The following is a 16,859-nucleotide window of genomic DNA, read 5'->3' as shown; positions in this document are numbered from 1 at the left end:
GGGGCTTCGAGGCGTCACGAACGGTCGTCATCGGAGCCGGGAGGCGGCCCTTCGCGACGCCTCGACCGCCGGCGGGCGGTCCGCTCAGGCCGAGCGGGCGTCCCGCAGCGCGTCGGCCGACTGCTGCGCGGCGCGGCGGACGTCGCGGTCCGGGTCGCGGAGCATGCCCGTCAGGACGGCCTCGACGCTCGCCGCGAACTCGCCCTTCGCATCGCGACCGGAGGAGATCCCCGCCAGAGCGGCCGCCACGAGAGCGCGCGCTCCTGCCGCGCGGACCCGGGGGTGCTCGTCGGTGGTCAGGCGGGACAGCTTCTTCTGCCCGCCCAGCACGCGCTCGGCGCAGACGCGGGCGCACATCTCGCGGACGCGCCAGGAGGGGTTCGCGAGTCCGGCGGTCACCGCGTCGGCTGCGTCGTCGTCCCAGACGTAGAGGAGCGCGCGGGCGCCCCAGAGCTCGGGCCAGTAGAGGGAGGGCGCTCCCTTGAGGATCCCGTCGGCGTGCTCGCCGCCCACGGTGAGGAGGAAGGACTCGCCCTCGTACCCGCCGGTGAGCAGGGCCGCGGATCGCAGAGCGACGTTGCGCTCCCCCTCGCGGGCGACCTGCGCGCGCAGGCGCTCCTCGAGCGGATCGGTGAGGGTGACGGTCGGTTCGTTGTCGCGTGCCATGAGGCTCCCGAGAGTACTCGCCCGCCCCGCGCCTTCGAAGACCCGCAGCGTTCGGCGCCGCGGCGGTCGGCCCTCTCCGTCCTGCGGCGATGGTCCGATCAGCACTCGTGCCACCTGCTGGTCGAGTGGCGCCGCAGGGACCACGGCTGAGGGACGCCTGGTAGATTCGATCCGATCGACCCCCTCCCAAGCCTCTCCGCGATGCTCACATGGGAGGGGCCTTTTTCTTCGGCACCGAGGTACTGCGATGGCACGGAAACCGAGCCTGTCGTGGAAGCAGCAGGTCCAGCTCCTCCGTGACCGCGGGCTCGGCATCGCCGACGGGGAGGCCTGCACGAGCTACCTGGCCGCGCAGAACTACTACCGCTTCTCCGGGTACGCCCGCTACTTCCAGCGGGCTCCGCACGACGGGGACGACTCGTTCGCGGACGGAGTCTCGTTCGAGGACGTCCGAGCGGTCTGCGACGCAGATGAAGCGCTGCGGCAGAGCCTGCGTGCTCGACTGGCTCGTGCCGAGATCCTTCTCCGCAGCCGTACGGCTCATGTCATCGCTCGTGAGCACGGCCCGTACGAGTGCTATCTCGAGAAGAGCTTCTACTCCGAGTCTCCGAACGCGGAGTCGACAGTCGATTCGTGCCTCCGCGACATCGAGCGCAGCAGGCAACGGCATGTCCTCCGCTTCACGGAGCTCCCCGGCGGCAGGGGCGCGGCCGCCTTCGGCGAGCTACCGGTGTGGTCGGCCGTCGAGGCCTGGTCCTTCGGAACTCTGTCGAGATGCATCGAGCGAGGGGCACGAGGATCGCTTGCGGGGGACGTCGCGTCCGGTCTGGGAGTCGCCCGAGCCGGTTTCGCCTACCGGGTCCGCGCACTCGTCTACCTGCGCAACCGGTGCGCTCACCACAGCCGGCTCTGGAACCACTCCGTGATCGATGCGGGCCCCACGCCCAACAACGTCCGCGCGAAGGCGAAACGTCTCGCCGGGCAGTTCACTCCGCGCTCGGTCGTGGACGTCATCGCTTCGTTGGACGACATCCTCCTACGAGGAGCGGACGCGGCCCCGATCCTTCCGGAGCTCGTCGCCGAGCATTCCCTGCACGACGTGTTCTGGCGAGGGCTCACGACGCCCCGGAGCCCCCTCGATCATCGAGGACCGCAGTGAGAGCGACGCGACCGGGACGGTCCCGCCCGCCCCGCGCCACGGCGGATCCCGCAGCGGAACGGACGATGCCCGCCCGCTCAGGAGGCGCCCACCGGGAGGTCGGCCCCGCCTGACTATGCTGGTGCCACCCCCGGCAGCCGAGCCCTCTGAGCCTCGTCCGCGCCGGGGTGGCGCGGCTCACCCGCCCGGGGAGCGGAGGAGGTCCTCTCATGGCCGATCGGCCGAACCTCCGCCATGTCGCGGCGGTCGCGGGCGTCTCGCACATGACCGTGTCGCGCGTGCTCAGCGGGCACCCCAACATCAAGGAGTCGACCCGCCAGAAGGTCCTCGAGGCGGTCGACGAGCTCAACTACCGGCCGAACATCGCCGCCCGCTCCCTCGTCACGCAGCGCACCGACCGCATCGGCGTGATGATCGAGAGCGGCGCCGAGTACGGGCCGTCGAGCACCCTCCGCGCGATCGAGCGCGCCGCCCGCGAGAAGGGGTACTCGATCACCTCCGTCGCGCTGCGGCCGGACCTCGAGATGACCCCCACCGACGCGATCGACCACCTGATGGGCCTCGGGATCGACGCGCTCTGCGTGATCGCGCCGCGCTCCTCCTCCGTGGCGACCCTCCGCACCGTCGAGATCGGCGTGCCGACGCTCGTGGTGAAGAGCGACAAGGATCCGAGCTTCCTCACCGTCTCGGTCGACCAGCAGGCCGGCATGTTCCAGGCCGTCGACCACCTGGGCAACCTCGGCCACCGCGACGTGCTGCACCTCTCCGGCCCCCTCGACTGGCTCGACGCGCGCGCCCGCGAGCGCGCCTTCCACAGCCGCGCGAAGTCGTGGGGGATGCACGAGCGCCCCATCGTCATCGGCGACTGGACCCCGGACTCCGGGTACGACTTCGCCGCGAGCCTGCAGTCGGTGCCCGACTTCACCGCGATGGTCGTCGCGAACGACGAGATGGCGCTCGGAGTGATCCACGGCCTCGTCGAGCGCGGGATCCGCGTGCCCGAGGACGTGAGCATCGTCGGCTTCGACGACCTGCCCACCGCCCGCCACTTCCTCCCGCCGCTGACGACGGTCCGCCAGGACTTCGACAAGCTGGGGACGACGGTCGCCGAGGTGATCCACGCGAGGATCCGCGGCCAGGAGATCCCGCAGCGCACCCGGATCCCCACGGAGCTGGTGATCCGCTCCTCCACGGCCGCTCCCCGATCGTGACCCTCCTGTTCCCGTCCCGCCGCATGCGCTCGCGTATCATCGGCGGCAGCCCCTGGCACGCCGGACCCTGACGGCGCGCCGCACACGAACCGAGGACGGCACGTGGCGATCTCATCGAGGACGACCCGGAGCTCCGCGGCACCCGTCGTCGAGATGACCGGCATCCGCGTCTCCTTCGCCTCCGGACCCGCTCTGAAGGACGGGAACCTGCGGCTGGTGCCGGGCGAGATCCACGGGCTGATGGGCGAGAACGGCGCGGGCAAGTCCACGCTGATCAAGACGCTGACCGGCATCCACCAGCCCGACGCGGGCGAGATCCTCGTCGACGGCGTCGCCCGGCGCTTCAGCGGCCCGGCGGAGGCGAAGGCAGCGGGCATCACGGCCGTGTTCCAGGACGAGCGCCTCACCGACAACCTCAGCATCGGCGAGAACGTGATGCTCGGCCACGAGGTCCGCGGCCGCTTCGGCATCTCCTGGTCGCGCACCCACCACCGCGCGGCCGAGATGCTCGCCGAGCTGGGCCTGGAGGACCTCGATCCGCACCTGCCGCTGCGCTCGCTCTCGCCGGCGATCCGCCAGCTGGTCGCGATCAGCCGCGCGATGGTCGACCGTCCGCGCGTGCTCGTGCTCGACGAGCCCACCTCCAGCCTCGACCTCAGCGACGTGGCCCGCCTCTTCACGGTGCTGCGGAGGCTGCGCGACCAGGGCGTCGCGATCCTGTTCGTCTCGCACTTCCTCGAGCAGGTCCTCACCCTCAGCGACCGGCTGACGGTGCTCCGCGACGGCGGCACCGTCGGCGAGTACCCGGCGCACACCATGGACCGCGCCGAGCTGATCGCGAAGATGATCGGCAAGGACATCGACGCGCTGCGGCAGATCGGCTCCGACCGCCGCGAGCACCGCCGCCAGCCGGTCGGCCCGGCGATCTACCGCGCGCACGGGATCGGCCGCCGCGGCGCCGTGGGCCCGACCGATCTGGAGCTGCACCGCGGCGAGATCGTGGGCTTCGCGGGCCTGCGCGGCTCGGGGCGCACTGAGCTGGCGTCGCTGGTGAGCGGGGTCGAGAAGCCGGACACCGGCGAGGTGCTGATCGACGGCCAGCCCGCGCACATCTCCGACCCGGTGTCGGGCCTGCGCCACCGCATCGCCCACTCGAGCGAGAACCGCCGCGAGGACGGGATCATCGGCGACCTCTCCCTCCGCGAGAACCTCGTGCTGGGCCTGCAGGCTCTGCGCGGCTGGGCGCACCCGCTGTCGGCCGCCGAGACCGACACCCTGGTGCGCACCTACGTCGAGGCGCTGAACATCTCGCCGGCCGACCCGGACATCCCGGTGAAGTACCTCTCCGGAGGCAACCAGCAGAAGGTGGTCCTCGCGCGGTGGCTCGCGACCCGTCCGCGGCTGCTCGTGCTCGACGAGCCGGCGCGCGGGATCGACGTGGCGTCGAAGGTCGAGATCCAGGCGCACATCGCGCAGCTCGCGAAGGAGGGGGTGACCGTCGTCTACATCTCGTCCGAGCTGGAGGAGGTGGTGCGCCTCAGCGACCGCATCGTCGTGTTCAAGGACCGCGAGAAGATCGGCGAGGTCAGCAACGGCCCCTGGCTCACCGTCGACACGATCGTCGAGATGATCGCCGCCGACCGCGACGACGACCTCGACGACGACGACGACTGACCTCCCCCGCCGGCCGAGCGGCCGCACCGTCCACCGGGTCTCGATGAGCCGTCCGGGCTGCTCGACCGCCAGGACCTCGACGCGCCGGCGGGTCCCGCTCGGGCGCCGGGCCTGCGAGGATCCGGGGGTGGACGATCAGCGACCGGACGAGCTCGCGGAGCTGCAGCGGCGCGCGTACGGCCGAGGCTCCGACATCGAGCGGGACCCCGGCGCGCTCGCCCGGCTCTCCGCGCTCGAGGCCCGCGTCCGTCCCGCCCTCGGCACCGCACTGCCGGACGCGGTGGTTCCCGTGGACTCCGGGGACGCGGCGCCGGAGGACGCGGCACCTCCCGCGGACGCCTCCGCCGACGAGGCGTCCGACCCCCTCGGCCACGTCCCGCCCCGCCGCTCCCGTCGGCGCGGCCTCCTCCTCCTCGCCGCGCTTGCCGCGACGGCCGCCGTCGCCGCGGGGGCCACCCTCCTCGCCACCGCCGGAGACGGACAGCCCGGCCGCGAGGTCGCCGTGCTGCCGCTGTCGAACGGCACCGACCTCCCCGGCTGGGAGGGACTGGGTTTCGACGGATCGGTCACCACCGAGGACTTCGGCGGGCTCACCGTCGTGCGGCAGAGCCTGCCCGCCGACACGGGGCTCACCGTCGTCCGGCAGCGCCGCTCCTCGAGCGCCGGCTCGTGCCTCTTCATCGTGCGGACCGCCGAGCCGCAGGACGGCCTGTTCTTCCAGGGCTGCACGGCCGGAGCGTTCCCCGCGGTCGCGCAGTTCACCGTGACGTCGGCGGCGCCGGAGGCCCTGCGCGAGCGGTTCCCGATCGGCACGTCCCTGCGGTTCGCCCTCGAGGGCGACGAGATCCGCGTCCGATCCGACGCACCCTGACCACTCAGATCCCCGTCCGCCCGTGCGGATCGCCCACCTTCTTCGACTCGCTCGACCCGCGCTCGCGCAGGAACACGGCGAGCGCCGCCATGCTGCCCACCGCGAGGAACTCCGACTGCCAGTTCTGGAGCGTCCGGTTCCAGAAGTCGGCGGAGGAGACGTAGCCGAGCCAGTCGACGGGCGCCTCCAGGCTCGTCAGCTGCTCCTCGTTGTAGGCCACGACGCCCGTCACCGACTGCGCCGCCCAGGACAGCAGGAACACCGCCCCCATCACCAGCAGCAGCGAGTGCGAGAACAGCGCCTGCCGCAGGCCGCCGGCAGAGGCCGAGGGCGGCGAGTCGTCCTCCGCGGACGCCCCCGCCTTCTGCTGCTCGTCGGTCTCGAGGCCCTCCTCGCCCACCCGCTTCGACTCGGGCGAGCCGCGCTGCACGAGCCAGACGGTCGCGCCGATGTAGAGGAAGAACTGGAGGTACTCCGACTGCCAGTTCTCGGCGACGTCGATCGCGAAGTCGGAGGAGGTGACGAAGCGCCAGTAGCCGACCTCCCGCAGCCCCTCCGCGACCTGGGTGTCGTTGTAGGCGGCGAGCCCGGCGAACGACTGCCCGAGGAGAGCGAGCAGGAAGATCGCGAGGAAGAACAGCGAGAGCCCGTTCTCGCGCAGGAAGCGGCGCATCCGGCTCACCTCCCGAGGATCCCGACGGCGAAGAACCCGATCAGGCCGAGCACGATCACGGCGTAGTACAGGGCGGAGGCGGTGCGCACGTCAGCTCCCGTCCAGGACGCAGTCGAAGGGCGCGTCCGCCACCGGCGTGCACCCCGCCGCGCGCACCAGCCAGCCGTCGTCGCCCGGGGTGAGGAACACCGCGCTGCCGCCGGAGCGCACGATCGCCGCCCGGCCGTAGACCTCGGCGTCCCCTGCTCCGTCTTCCGCGATCCGGAGCTCCAGCACGCCGCCGGGGCAGTCGCCCTCCCGGTCCTCCACGGCCTCGCGGGCGGAGTCGGTGAGCAGGGCGCATGCCGCGCGGCCGTCGCCGTCGGCGAGCGCGGAGAGGAAGGCGTCGGCCGCGTGGCGGGCCGCCGTGCCGTCCGCGGAGCATCCGCAGAGCGCGAGCACGAGGGCCGCTGTCGCGGCCGTCGCGGGGACGGAGCGCGATCGAGGGAGCATCATGGCCAGGGAAGCTACTCCCGGGCCCGACCACCGGGCAGAGGGTTGCCATCGGGCCCTGCGGGGCCCCGCGACCGGATCGTTACCGAAGCGCACCGCCGTGCTGTTGCGTCACAAGAATTGTTCACGGTAACATTTCGACGCGGCGCTGCTTCGGCCGGCGCCCACTGCACATCCTGCACTCACCGCACCTCGGGCCGCTAGGCCCGCATTCGAGGCCCTTCGGGGTCCACCATCTCGGGCGCGCTCTTCGTGCCCGCGATCTCAAGGAGGAGATCTATGTCCAAGACGAGGCGTATCGGCCAGTTCCTGGGTTTCGCAGCAGTCGGCGCACTCGCGTTCGGACTCGCAGGCTGCTCGGGCGGTTCCGGCTCCGATTCGGGCTCCGGCTCGAGCGGTGACCTCACCACCGTCGGCTTCGTGGCCGTCGGCCCCGAGGGCGCGTGGCGCCAGGCGAACGAGACCAACATCGAGGACACGTTCACCAAGGACGCCGGCTTCGACCTGAAGTACGCACCCGCCACCAACGGAGACCAGAAGTCGCAGATCGACTCCTTCACCTCCTTCGTGGACGAGGGCGTCGACATCATCCTGCTCTCCGCCACGGAGGGCTCCGGCTGGGAGGACTCGCTCGAGCGCGCCCAGGAGGCCGAGATCCCGGTCATCCTGATCGACCGCGGCATCGAGCCGGACAACACCGACCTCTACGTGACCCGCATCGCGCCCGACAACATCGCGGTCAGCACCTCGGTCGCCGACTGGGCCAAGACCACCTTCCCGAGCGGCGCGAAGTACTTCACGCTCGAGGGCCCCGCGGGCGTCTCGGTCGTCAACGAGCGCAACGAGGGCTGGGACGAGGTCATCGGCGCCGACTCGAAGTTCACCAAGATCGGCGCGCAGACCGCGAACTGGTCCACCGAGGAGGCCAAGAGCGTCTTCGAGACCGTCCTGAAGTCGAACAACAACGACGTCCAGCTGGTCTTCGCCCAGAACGACGAGATGGGCCTCGGCGCCGTCCAGGCCGTCCAGGAGGCCGGCCTCACCCCCGGCACCGACGTCAAGATCGCCACGATCGACGGCACCAAGAACGCCCTGCAGGCGCTGGCCGACGGCGAGCTGAGCTTCGTCGCCGAGTACAACCCGCTGTTCGGCGAGACCGCCCTCGACGCGGTCGAGAAGACCCTGGCCGGCGAGACGGTCGAGTCCTCGATCGTCGTCCCGAGCGAGACCTTCGACTCGCCCGAGGCCGCCGCCACCGCGCTGCCCGACCGCAAGTTCTAGTCGCTCAGCACCACCGGTCGCCCGGCGTCGTCCTCGACGCGGCACCACTCCCCCGGAGCGACCGGGGCCGGCCCTCCCGCCGGTCCCGGTCGCTCCGACCCTTCGGCGCACCTGTTCGGCTGCGCCCCGCTCGAGAACGGAACGACGCGACATGACAGGTTCGCCTCCGATCGTCGAGATGAAGAACATCTCGATCAGCTTCCCCGGCGTGAAAGCCCTCGACGGCGTCGACTTCCGCCTGTTCCCGGGCGAGGTCCACACCCTCATGGGTGAGAACGGCGCCGGCAAGTCCACGCTCATCAAGGCCCTCACCGGCGTCTACCGCATCGATAGCGGAGACATCGTGATCGACGGGGAGACCCGTCGCCTGACCGGCACCGCCGACTCGCAGGCCGCGGGCATCTCCACCGTGTACCAGGAGGTCAACCTGGTCACGAACCTCTCCATCGGAGAGAACGTGATGCTCGGCTACGAGGTCCGCGGACCCTTCGGCATCAACTGGAAGGCCACCCACCAGGCCGCGAAGGTCGCGCTCGAGAAGCTCGGCCTCGGCCACCTCAACACGCGCCAGTCGCTCGCCTCGCTCTCGATCGCGATGCAGCAGCTGGTCGCGATCAGCCGCTCGACGGTGAGCGACTCCAAGGTGCTCATCCTCGACGAGCCGACCTCGAGCCTGGACGCGAACGAGGTCGAGAACCTCTTCGTCGTCATCCGCCGCCTCCGTGCGGAGGGCGTCGCGATCCTCTTCGTCTCGCACTTCCTCGACCAGGTCTACGCGATCAGCGACCGCCTGACGGTGCTGCGCAACGGCACCTTCGTCGGCGAGTACCTGACCCACGAGCTCGACCGCACCTCGCTGATCTCGAAGATGATCGGCAAGGACATCGCCGCGCTGCGCTCCCTCGACTCCGAGCGCGAGAGCCAGGACCACCTCTACCGCGACGCCCCGCTCTACACCGCGAAGGGCATCGGCAAGAAGGGCTCCATCGAGAGCACCGACCTGACGCTGCACCGCGGCGAGGTCGTCGGCTTCGCCGGGCTCCTCGGCTCCGGCCGCACCGAGCTCGCGCGCCTGATCTACGGCGTCGACAAGCCCGACACCGGCGAGATCACGATGCACGGCAAGAAGATCGACGTCCCGACGCCGACCGCCGGTCTCGCCCACAAGATCGCGTTCTCGAGCGAGAACCGCCGCGACGAGGGCATCATCCGCGACCTCTCGGTCCGCGAGAACCTCATCCTCGGCGTGCAGGCCAAGCGCGGCTGGGCCCGCCCCCTCTCCAAGAAGGAGAAGGACGAGATCGTCGGCAAGTACCTCGTCGAGCTCAACGTGCGCCCGGCCGACCCCGACCGCCCGATCAGCAAGCTCTCCGGCGGCAACCAGCAGAAGGTCCTCCTCGGCCGCTGGCTCGCCACCGCCCCCGAGATCCTCATCCTCGACGAGCCGACCCGCGGCATCGACGTCGGAGCGAAGGCCGAGATCCAGGAGAAGGTCGTCGCCCTCGCCGGCGAGGGCGTCGCCGTGGTCTTCATCTCGTCCGAGCTCGACGAGGTCGTCCGCCTCAGCGACCGCATCATCGTCCTGAAGGACCACCGCGTGATCGCGGAGATCCTCAACGGTCCCGCTGTCACTGCGGAGTCGATCGTCACTACCATCGCCGCAGAGGGAGTCGTCGACGAGGACGTCGTCGTCCTCGAGAGCGCCACGCAGGAGGCCGCATCATGAGCAGCGACACCCGACCCGCCCGGGGATCCGTCCTCGGCGGGATCATCCGCCGCCAGTACTTCTGGGGAGTCGTGGCTATCGCCCTGCTCCTCCTCGTCAACGTCGTCAAGGACCCGGGCTACCTGGCCGTCTCGGTCAGCCCGACCACCGGCTACCTCGTCGGCAACGTCATCGACATCGCCCGCGCCGCCGCTCCGATCCTGATGATCGCCGTCGGCATGTGCCTGGTCGTCGCGACCGGGGGCATCGACCTCTCGGTCGGCTCGATCATGGTCGTCGCCGGCGCCGTCTCGATGGAGTTCCTCAACTCCGCGGGAGCGCCCGACTCGCTCGGCGCCGCAGCGGGTGCCTTCGCACTCGCCCTCCTCGTGGCCGCCGTGCTCGGAGCCGTGAACGGCGTCCTGGTCTCGGTGGTGGGCCTCCAGCCCTTCATCAGCACGCTGGTCGTGATGCTCGCGGGCCGCGGCCTGGCGAAGGTCATCACCGGCGGCCAGAACACCGCCGCCACCAACGAGCCCTTCCGCTGGCTCGCGAACGGGTACGTCTTCGGGCTCCCGGTCGTGTTCCTCCTCGCCATCGCCATCGTCGTGGTCGTCGGAGTCCTGGTGCGCCGCAGCGCCCTCGGCCTGATGATCGAGGCCATCGGCATGGACCCGAAGGCGGCCCGCCTCGCGGGCATCAACCGCCGGGGCCTGCTGATGACCGCCTACATCGGCAGCGGCATCCTCGCCGGAGTCGCGGGCGTGTTCGCCACGGCGAGCGTGATGACGGTCGACGTCTCGCGCACCGGCTACCAGCTCGAGCTCGACGCGATCCTCGCGGTCGTCATCGGCGGCACCTCGCTCGCCGGCGGCAAGTTCAACATCACCGGTGCCGCCGTGGGCGCGATCCTGATCGCCACCCTCGACAAGACCGTCGTGTTCCTCGGAGTCTCGTCCTCCGCGACGCCCGCCTTCAAGGCGATCGTCATCGTCGCGCTCTGCCTCCTGCAGTCCGAGCGCGTCCGCTCCGCCTTCAAGTCCCGTCGCGAGGCGCGCCGCAGCGTCCCGCAGAAAGAGGCGATCCCCGCATGAGTGCCGTGATGACCCGCTCCGCCCCTCCGGCGAGCACCAAGCGCACCTCCGGGGCGCGCGGCTGGCTGAGCCAGCACCTGGACAAGCTGCCCACCCTGGCCGCGCTGATCATCTTCTTCGGGATGATCGTCTACGGCGAGGCCGCCTACGGCCGGATCCTGCAGGCGAGCACGATCTCGAACCTGCTGGTCAACAACGCGCACCTGATCATCCTCGCCGTGGGCCTCACCTTCGTGATCCTCACCGGCGGCATCGACCTCTCGGTCGGCGCAGTGATCGCGTTCAGCAGCGTGAGCGGCGTGCTCCTGATCAACGCCGGCTGGAACCCCTGGCTCGTGATGGTCCTGATGGTCGTGATCGGCGCCCTGTTCGGCGTGATCTCCGGCGTCCTGATCCAGTACTTCAACGTGCAGCCGTTCATCGCGACGCTCGCGATGATGTTCCTGGCCCGCGGTCTCGCCTCCATGCTGAGCACCGTCCCGGAGCGCCTCCCCGAGGACTCGGCCGTGCTGAGCCTGGCCACGCCGATCAAGCTGATCGACGGCCCCAAGGTCAACGACTTCGTCATCAGCCCCGGCGTGATCATCGCGATCCTCGTCGTGGCCGGCGCGTTCTTCGTGCTGCACCGCACCCGCCTGGGCCGCACGGTCTACGCGATGGGCGGCTCCGAGCAGTCGGCGGCCCTGATGGGCCTCCCGGTGGTGCGGACCAAGCTGTTCATCTACATCATCAGCGGCACGCTCGCCGGTCTCGCCGGTGTGGTCTACACCGCCCGCCTCGGCAGCGCGCAGAACATCACCGGCACCGGCTGGGAGCTCGACGCCATCGCGGCGACCGTCATCGGCGGCACGCTGCTCACCGGCGGCGTCGGCTTCGTGCTCGGCTCGGTGGTCGGCGCCCTGGTGCTCGGCCTGATGAACGTCCTGATCACCCGCGACGGCGGCATCCCGCCGGAGGCGACCACGATCATCACCGGAGGCATCCTCCTGGTCTTCGTCCTCCTCCAGCGCGCCGTCATGGCCCGCAGCAAGACCTGACCGGGCTCCCGCCCGATCTCCCCCGGCGCCCCCTCGTCCCTCCGCGGACGAGGGGGCGTCGTCGTGTCCGACGGCGCTCCGCCGACCTCAGGAGGCGGAGCGGCTGAGCGTCAGTGCGGCCTGCTCGCGGGTGCCGTAGCCGCACTCCTCGGCGAGGCGGGCGAAGTCGGCAGGGCCCCGCCGCCGCAGGCCGATGCGGCGCCGGAGGGTGCCCGCCCGTCGTGTCGCGATCTCCTCCGCCGGCGTGCGGCCGAGGAACGCGAACGCCTCCGCGAGCATGCGAGGGGAGACGAGCAGCTCCCGGGCGAGCACCGCGGCGGAGAACGCCGGGTCGCGGTGGCGTGCCTCGATCACCGGGATCGCCTCCGCGTAGACCTGGTCGGCGCCCCGGGTCCGGACCCGCGGAGCGCTGTGCTCGACGATCCCCTCCAGCAGCAGCTCGCTCGCCCGCCTCACGCCGGCGGCCCCGAGCACGGCCGGATCGCCCTCGATCAGACTGTTCGCGAGGGCGCGGGCAGGCGTCCAGACCGACTCGCGCACCGGCACGACCTCGTTGATCCGCTCGCGGACCCACCGGTGCTCGAGCACGGCGGCGTCGAAGCTCCAGGTGTACGAGAGGGTGGGCCGCCGGCAGTCGATGCGCACCGGGACCCTGGCGTCGAGGAGCAGGACGCTGTTCGGCGTCGCCTCGAGCACGCCCTCGTCGAGGACGACCTCGCCCCCGCCCTCGACGATCAGGGAGATGTGAACGCCCGCCGGCCTGTCCGCCCTGTCGACCGACGGCGAGAGGGCGACCCTGATCCCGTTCGGCCCCCACACTCGCGTCAGCGCGAGTCCCGGTCCGTCCGCTGCGTCCATCCGCAGACCGGGAGCGCCCGTCCCGCGCTCGTCCCCTGCGCGAGCGAACGCCTGCATCCGCTCCTCTGCGGCCCCCATCTCCCGCCTCCTCCGCGTCGAACGAACAGAATCCCTCATCTGTCGATCACCGCCGGACGTTCGCACGGATCTCCCAGGCCTCCGCGCCTCGCGCTCGGAATCCGGCCGCTCGCCGTCGCCGGACCGGGAGGTCGGCCGCGAGGACCGCACGGTCAGCGGCGCTGGGAGAGCCGCCGCAGCGCGCGGTGAGCGCTCCCCTCGGAGGCGAAGCCCGCCTCCTCGGCTGCGCGCGCGAAGTCGACGGTCGCCAGGGACCGCCCGCCGATCAGGAGCAGGAGGGACCCCGCCCGGCGCCGCTCGAGCTCGTCGTCCGCCGTGCGTCCGAGGAAGGAGAACGCGCGAGCCAGCGTCAGCTCCGACACCAGGAGCTCGCGGGCGAGCCGGGCGGCGGTGAAGGCAGGATCGCGGTGGCGCTCCTCGATCAGGGCCATGGCCTCCCCGTAGACCTCCTCGACTCGGGGACGCCTGCGCGGCGCGGAGCCCTCGACCAGCTCCTTCAGGAAGGCCTCGCCCGCCCGGGCGACGGCGGGCTGCTCCGCCAGAGCGGGGTCGCCGTCGAGGAGACCGTCCATCAGCGCCCGTGCCGGAGCCAGGAAGGAGTCGGCGACCGGCAGGACCTCGCCGAAGCGCTCGGTGACCCAGCGCTGCTCCCGCGCCCGCTCGCCGAGCACCCAGGCGTAGATCACGGTCGAGCGGGGGAAGCACGCCTCGATCCGCGGCTCCGCGTCGAGGATCACCAGATCACCGCGGCCGCACTCGAGCATCCGTCCGTCCTGTCGGATGCGTCCTCCGCCCTCGACGATCAGCAGCAGATCCGCGCCCGGCGGGCAGCGCGACTGCGGCTTCTGCTCGAGGACGGAGCCCCCGGGGATCCACAGTCTGGCGATCTCGAAGCCGGGCGAGCCCGTCCCCTCGACCCGCAGTCCGGACGCACGGGCCTCCATGCCGTTCCAGTGCTCGGCCATCCGCCGGTACATCTCGGCCGATCTCGACCCCATCGGGTGCCCCCTCCTCGCGGGCACGCTGACGCCTCACCACGGGAGTGATTCGCGGCCCCCGCGCACTCCGTTTGTCACCGGACCGGTCACAGCGGGCGGCGACGCTCACGCTCACCGCACCGGCGGCGCCCCGGCGGCGTCGGGCGACCGACGGGATCACCCGGTCAGGAGGGCCATCGCGACTGCGAACGGCGCCGGAGCACACCACTCCCTCCTCACGGCGGCGCCACTTCCTCCTCACCTGCCCCCGAGCGCTTGGGCAGACCGACCGCCCGCGGGAAGACTCCCCAGCGGTACGGCGCCCGTCGTACCCGCCGAAGCGACCGAGCGGACGACGACCGTCCTCCAGCCGGCCGTCGGCGAGAAGACAGACCGAGGAGCTTCACTGTGACTTCCGACAACTCTCCCGCTGAACAGGGTCCGCTGAGGCGACGCACCGTCGTCGCCGGCGCCACCTGGTCCCTGCCCGTGATCGCCGCAGCGACGGCCACCCCGGCCGCCGCGGCCTCGGCCACGCAGACCCTCGTGTTCAGCTCCATCCCGTCGAACATGATCGCGTGCACGCCCTCCACGGCGCCGATCACGATGACCCTCTCCGGCGGCACCGTCGCGAACGTCCCCGTGCGGGTGACGCTTCCGCCCGGCTTCAGCTTCGGAGGGGGCGCGACCGGCATCTTCGTGACCGACGCGAACGGAGTCGCCACCATCCCGGCCGGCGGCGTCATCGCCGGCCCCGCGACCGGCTCGGCCCTCGCCTCCGGCGGCTCTGCGCGGACGAGCGGCTCGTTCCCGGTCCGCCAGACCGGCGACCTGCAGTACAGCACGGGCCTCGCCACTGTTCCCGAGAACTCCGGATTCATCCACACCTCCTCGCAGGGTGTGAACGGCAACGTCTCCGTCAAGGCGAACGGCGACATCTGGCAGTACCGGCGGTCCGACGGCTGGCAGAAGCTCGGCACGGGCGCCTCCACGGAGCCCAGCACGTCCGGGCTCACGCAGCAGCCGGACGGAACCTACAACGCGCACTGGATCAAGGACGGAGTCCTCCAGTACGGCAAGGCGCTCGCGACCGTTCCGAACAACTCCGGATTCGTCCGCACCTACGGTCAGGGCGCGGACGGGAACGTCTCCATCAAGTCGAACGGCGACGTCTGGCGGTACAACCGCCAGGCCAACGAGTGGACCCTTCTGGGCACCGGCGCCAGCACCGAGCCGAGCGCGGCCGGCATCTCCGCGAACCCGGCCGGGACCCTGAACGTCCACTGGATCAAGAACGGAGTCCTGCAGTACGGCACCGCAGCGGCCACCGTGCCGACCAACTCCGGATTCGTCCGCGTCTACGGCCTCGGCACCCGCGGCACGATCGCCGTGAAGTCGAACGGCGACATCTGGCGGTACACCCCGCAGGGCAACGTCTGGGACCTCGTCGGCACCGGAGCCAGCACCGAGCCGAGCGCCGCCGGGCTGACCCAGCGGCCGGGCGGGACGTTCGAGATCCACTGGATCAAGGACGGGGTCCTGCAGTACGGCACCCGGCTCGCGACCGTCCCGGAGAACTCCGGGTTCGTCCGCACCTACGGTCAGGGAGCGGATGGGAACGTCTCCGTGAAGGCGAACGGCGACATCTGGTACTACAGCCCGGCGCAGAACACGTGGACCAAGATCGGCTCCGGTGCCAGCACCGGCCCCGATGCGGCCGGGATCACCGCCCAGGGAGACAACACGCTGAACCCCCACTGGATCAAGGCGAGAACCGACTGCCGCTGATCCGCGCCCGGCGGCCCTCTCCGCCCGCGTCCTGCCGGACCGCGGGCGAGGAGGGCCGCCTCCACCCTCCCGCCGAGGACGGGCGCCTCCTCCGAGGAGGAACGCGCCACCCCGTCTCGGCACCCCTTCCCCCGGCCTAACGTGGTCACCGCCCGCGCACCCCGTCCCCGCTGCGAAGGAGCCCGGTGACCGCTTCCGAGCAGCCGGCCGCCCCGCGCGGTCTCGTCGAGACGCTGCAGCTGAGCGGTCCCCGCGTGGAGGCGTGGCTGAGGAGCCTCGGCTGGGCGAGCGACGGAGCTCCGCCCCTGCACCTCGCCGGGGACGTGCTCGCCGTCGACGGCTTCCGGCTGAGCCGCCTCTGGCACACGCCCGGCACGCTCCGGACCGACCCGCCCCTCCCCGCTCCCGACCGGGCCGAGGTCGACCTGATCGTCCCGGTCGCCGGCGAGATCGTCGTCGACGGCCCTCTCGAGGCGGCTCGTCTGCGGCCCGGCGGGCTCGCCCTCCTCCGACGCGACGACTCCGCTCGGTTCCGGGCGGAGGAGGACTCCGCCTGGCTGGCGCTGAGGACGTCCTGGGGCAGGCTCGGCCTCACGAGCGCACAGTCCGGCGGGCCGTCCTGCACGCTGCTCGCCGCCGACAGCTACAGCGGCGCCTTCGTCTCCCTCGTCAACGCGACCCTCAACGCGGACCTCTCGGCGGGCGATCCCGGCTTCAGCGAGCTGCGCCGGGCGCTCGAGGCGACCGCGTCGGCCCTGATCAAGCAGAGCCTGCCGCCTGCCCGTCCCGAGGACGGACTCGAGGGCGTCCTCCTCCGCGCGATCGCCGTCATCGACGCGGAGGCGGGTGATGCGGACTTCACCGCCGGCGTTCTCGCGATGCGGCTCGGCGTCTCACGGGCGACACTGGACCGCGCCTTCCACCGCCGGGGCACGACCGTGGCCGCGACCCTCCGCGAGCGGCGCGTGCACTTCGCCGCGTCGCTGCTCGCCGCGAGCCCATCGCTCTCGCCCTCGGCTCGCGCGGCCGTGGCCGAGCGGGCCGGCTTCCGGACGCTGAGGGCGATGGACCGCGCGCTGAGCCGTTCGCGCGACGTCGACCGCGGTTGATCCGACCGGACATCGGCGTCCGCGTCGCTCCAGGATGCGCTCGGGATTCGTCGAACCGGTTCGCCTCTTCTCTGGAGTGTCGGGAAATGATCCGGTTAGGCTCTTCACGTTGACGTCAACATAGTGTTACCGTGAACATCGCCGCGCACGAAGCCGGCACACTCCCTCCCCTCAGCAATGGTGCCG

15 protein-coding genes are annotated in these 16,859 nt (G+C 71.5%); 10 read left to right on the top strand and 5 right to left on the bottom strand.

From position 1 onward, the window contains the following. Nucleotides 1–84: 84 nt before the first annotated feature. Nucleotides 85–666, bottom strand: coding sequence for a HEAT repeat domain-containing protein (locus tag GTU71_RS14250; protein WP_244230570.1), 582 nt, complete (start codon nucleotides 664–666; stop codon nucleotides 85–87). A 247-nt stretch (nucleotides 667–913) separates the two neighbouring features. On the opposite strand from GTU71_RS14250, the gene GTU71_RS14245 reads away from it, so the two are divergent. The 4 genes from GTU71_RS14245 to GTU71_RS14230 all read left to right on the top strand — a co-directional run bounded on the left by GTU71_RS14245 (nucleotide 914) and on the right by GTU71_RS14230 (nucleotide 5,581). After that, nucleotides 914–1,825: an Abi family protein gene (locus tag GTU71_RS14245; protein WP_159940687.1), complete on the top strand. Its 912-nt coding sequence runs from the start codon at nucleotides 914–916 to the stop codon at nucleotides 1,823–1,825. A 209-nt stretch (nucleotides 1,826–2,034) separates the two neighbouring features. Next, the gene (locus GTU71_RS14240) at nucleotides 2,035–3,036 is read left to right on the top strand and encodes a LacI family DNA-binding transcriptional regulator (protein ID WP_104238662.1); all 1,002 of its coding nucleotides are present in this window, start codon (nucleotides 2,035–2,037) and stop codon (nucleotides 3,034–3,036) included. A gap of 102 nt (nucleotides 3,037–3,138) precedes the next feature. Further along, the gene (locus GTU71_RS14235) at nucleotides 3,139–4,710 is read left to right on the top strand and encodes a sugar ABC transporter ATP-binding protein (RefSeq protein ID WP_308470794.1); all 1,572 of its coding nucleotides are present in this window, start codon (nucleotides 3,139–3,141) and stop codon (nucleotides 4,708–4,710) included. Nucleotides 4,711–4,837: 127 nt separating this feature from the next. Further along, nucleotides 4,838–5,581, top strand: a complete 744-nt coding sequence (locus GTU71_RS14230; RefSeq protein WP_159940685.1) for a hypothetical protein — start codon at nucleotides 4,838–4,840, stop codon at nucleotides 5,579–5,581. 4 nt (nucleotides 5,582–5,585) lie between these two features. Here the strand turns inward: GTU71_RS14230 and GTU71_RS14225 are convergent, their stop codons facing one another. Next, complete coding sequence (locus GTU71_RS14225) at nucleotides 5,586–6,254, bottom strand: DUF6766 family protein (protein ID WP_104227010.1); 669 nt, start codon at nucleotides 6,252–6,254, stop codon at nucleotides 5,586–5,588. Between the two features lie 90 nt (nucleotides 6,255–6,344). Beyond that, nucleotides 6,345–6,749 carry a hypothetical protein gene (locus tag GTU71_RS14220; protein ID WP_159940683.1) on the bottom strand — a complete coding sequence of 135 codons (405 nt, stop codon included), beginning with the start codon at nucleotides 6,747–6,749 and terminating at the stop codon, nucleotides 6,345–6,347. A 276-nt stretch (nucleotides 6,750–7,025) separates the two neighbouring features. On the opposite strand from GTU71_RS14220, the gene GTU71_RS14215 reads away from it, so the two are divergent. The 4 genes from GTU71_RS14215 to GTU71_RS14200 all read left to right on the top strand — a co-directional run bounded on the left by GTU71_RS14215 (nucleotide 7,026) and on the right by GTU71_RS14200 (nucleotide 11,863). Then, the gene (locus GTU71_RS14215) at nucleotides 7,026–8,027 is read left to right on the top strand and encodes an ABC transporter substrate-binding protein (RefSeq protein ID WP_104238659.1); all 1,002 of its coding nucleotides are present in this window, start codon (nucleotides 7,026–7,028) and stop codon (nucleotides 8,025–8,027) included. A gap of 151 nt (nucleotides 8,028–8,178) precedes the next feature. Next, nucleotides 8,179–9,753, top strand: coding sequence for a sugar ABC transporter ATP-binding protein (locus GTU71_RS14210; RefSeq protein WP_104222393.1), 1,575 nt, complete (start codon nucleotides 8,179–8,181; stop codon nucleotides 9,751–9,753). Continuing rightward, nucleotides 9,750–10,826: an ABC transporter permease gene (locus GTU71_RS14205; protein ID WP_104273673.1), complete on the top strand. Its 1,077-nt coding sequence runs from the start codon at nucleotides 9,750–9,752 to the stop codon at nucleotides 10,824–10,826. The genes GTU71_RS14210 and GTU71_RS14205 overlap by 4 nt, the downstream gene beginning before the upstream one ends. Beyond that, a complete protein-coding gene (locus tag GTU71_RS14200; protein ID WP_104222391.1) occupies nucleotides 10,823–11,863 on the top strand; it encodes a sugar ABC transporter permease in 1,041 nt (346 codons plus the stop codon). The genes GTU71_RS14205 and GTU71_RS14200 overlap by 4 nt, the downstream gene beginning before the upstream one ends. An 87-nt stretch (nucleotides 11,864–11,950) precedes the next feature. On the opposite strand, the gene GTU71_RS14195 is transcribed toward GTU71_RS14200, so the two are convergent. Then, nucleotides 11,951–12,799, bottom strand: a complete 849-nt coding sequence (locus GTU71_RS14195) for a hypothetical protein (protein ID WP_159940681.1) — start codon at nucleotides 12,797–12,799, stop codon at nucleotides 11,951–11,953. A gap of 152 nt (nucleotides 12,800–12,951) precedes the next feature. Further along, nucleotides 12,952–13,797, bottom strand: a complete 846-nt coding sequence (locus GTU71_RS14190) for a hypothetical protein (protein WP_159940679.1) — start codon at nucleotides 13,795–13,797, stop codon at nucleotides 12,952–12,954. Nucleotides 13,798–14,184: 387 nt separating this feature from the next. Here GTU71_RS14190 and GTU71_RS14185 point away from each other — a divergent pair, with 387 nt between their 5' ends. Next, the gene (locus GTU71_RS14185) at nucleotides 14,185–15,564 is read left to right on the top strand and encodes a hypothetical protein (protein WP_104329233.1); all 1,380 of its coding nucleotides are present in this window, start codon (nucleotides 14,185–14,187) and stop codon (nucleotides 15,562–15,564) included. A 185-nt stretch (nucleotides 15,565–15,749) separates the two neighbouring features. Continuing rightward, entirely contained in the window at nucleotides 15,750–16,673 is a 924-nt protein-coding gene (locus tag GTU71_RS14180; RefSeq protein ID WP_159940677.1) for a helix-turn-helix domain-containing protein, read from the top strand. The last annotated feature ends 186 nt before the right edge of the window (nucleotides 16,674–16,859 follow it).

It is taken from the genome of Rathayibacter sp. VKM Ac-2762, assembly GCF_009866585.1.
Classification (GTDB): domain Bacteria; phylum Actinomycetota; class Actinomycetes; order Actinomycetales; family Microbacteriaceae; genus Rathayibacter.
The sequence above is the reverse complement of the archived record's forward strand: the minus strand, read 5'-3'. Positions and strand labels throughout refer to the sequence as shown.

Excerpts from the sequence above, each read along its gene's own strand:
- GTU71_RS14250 (WP_244230570.1), bottom strand. The coding sequence starts at position 666 with ATGGCACGCGACAACGAACCGACCGTCACCCTCACCGATCCGCTCGAG.
- GTU71_RS14245 (WP_159940687.1), top strand. The coding sequence starts at position 914 with ATGGCACGGAAACCGAGCCTGTCGTGGAAGCAGCAGGTCCAGCTCCTC.
- GTU71_RS14240 (WP_104238662.1), top strand. The coding sequence starts at position 2,035 with ATGGCCGATCGGCCGAACCTCCGCCATGTCGCGGCGGTCGCGGGCGTC.
- GTU71_RS14225 (WP_104227010.1), bottom strand. The coding sequence starts at position 6,254 with ATGCGCCGCTTCCTGCGCGAGAACGGGCTCTCGCTGTTCTTCCTCGCG.
- GTU71_RS14220 (WP_159940683.1), bottom strand. The coding sequence starts at position 6,749 with ATGATGCTCCCTCGATCGCGCTCCGTCCCCGCGACGGCCGCGACAGCG.
- GTU71_RS14215 (WP_104238659.1), top strand. The coding sequence starts at position 7,026 with ATGTCCAAGACGAGGCGTATCGGCCAGTTCCTGGGTTTCGCAGCAGTC.
- GTU71_RS14210 (WP_104222393.1), top strand. The coding sequence starts at position 8,179 with ATGACAGGTTCGCCTCCGATCGTCGAGATGAAGAACATCTCGATCAGC.
- GTU71_RS14205 (WP_104273673.1), top strand. The coding sequence starts at position 9,750 with ATGAGCAGCGACACCCGACCCGCCCGGGGATCCGTCCTCGGCGGGATC.
- GTU71_RS14200 (WP_104222391.1), top strand. The coding sequence starts at position 10,823 with ATGAGTGCCGTGATGACCCGCTCCGCCCCTCCGGCGAGCACCAAGCGC.
- GTU71_RS14195 (WP_159940681.1), bottom strand. The coding sequence starts at position 12,799 with ATGGGGGCCGCAGAGGAGCGGATGCAGGCGTTCGCTCGCGCAGGGGAC.
- GTU71_RS14190 (WP_159940679.1), bottom strand. The coding sequence starts at position 13,797 with ATGGGGTCGAGATCGGCCGAGATGTACCGGCGGATGGCCGAGCACTGG.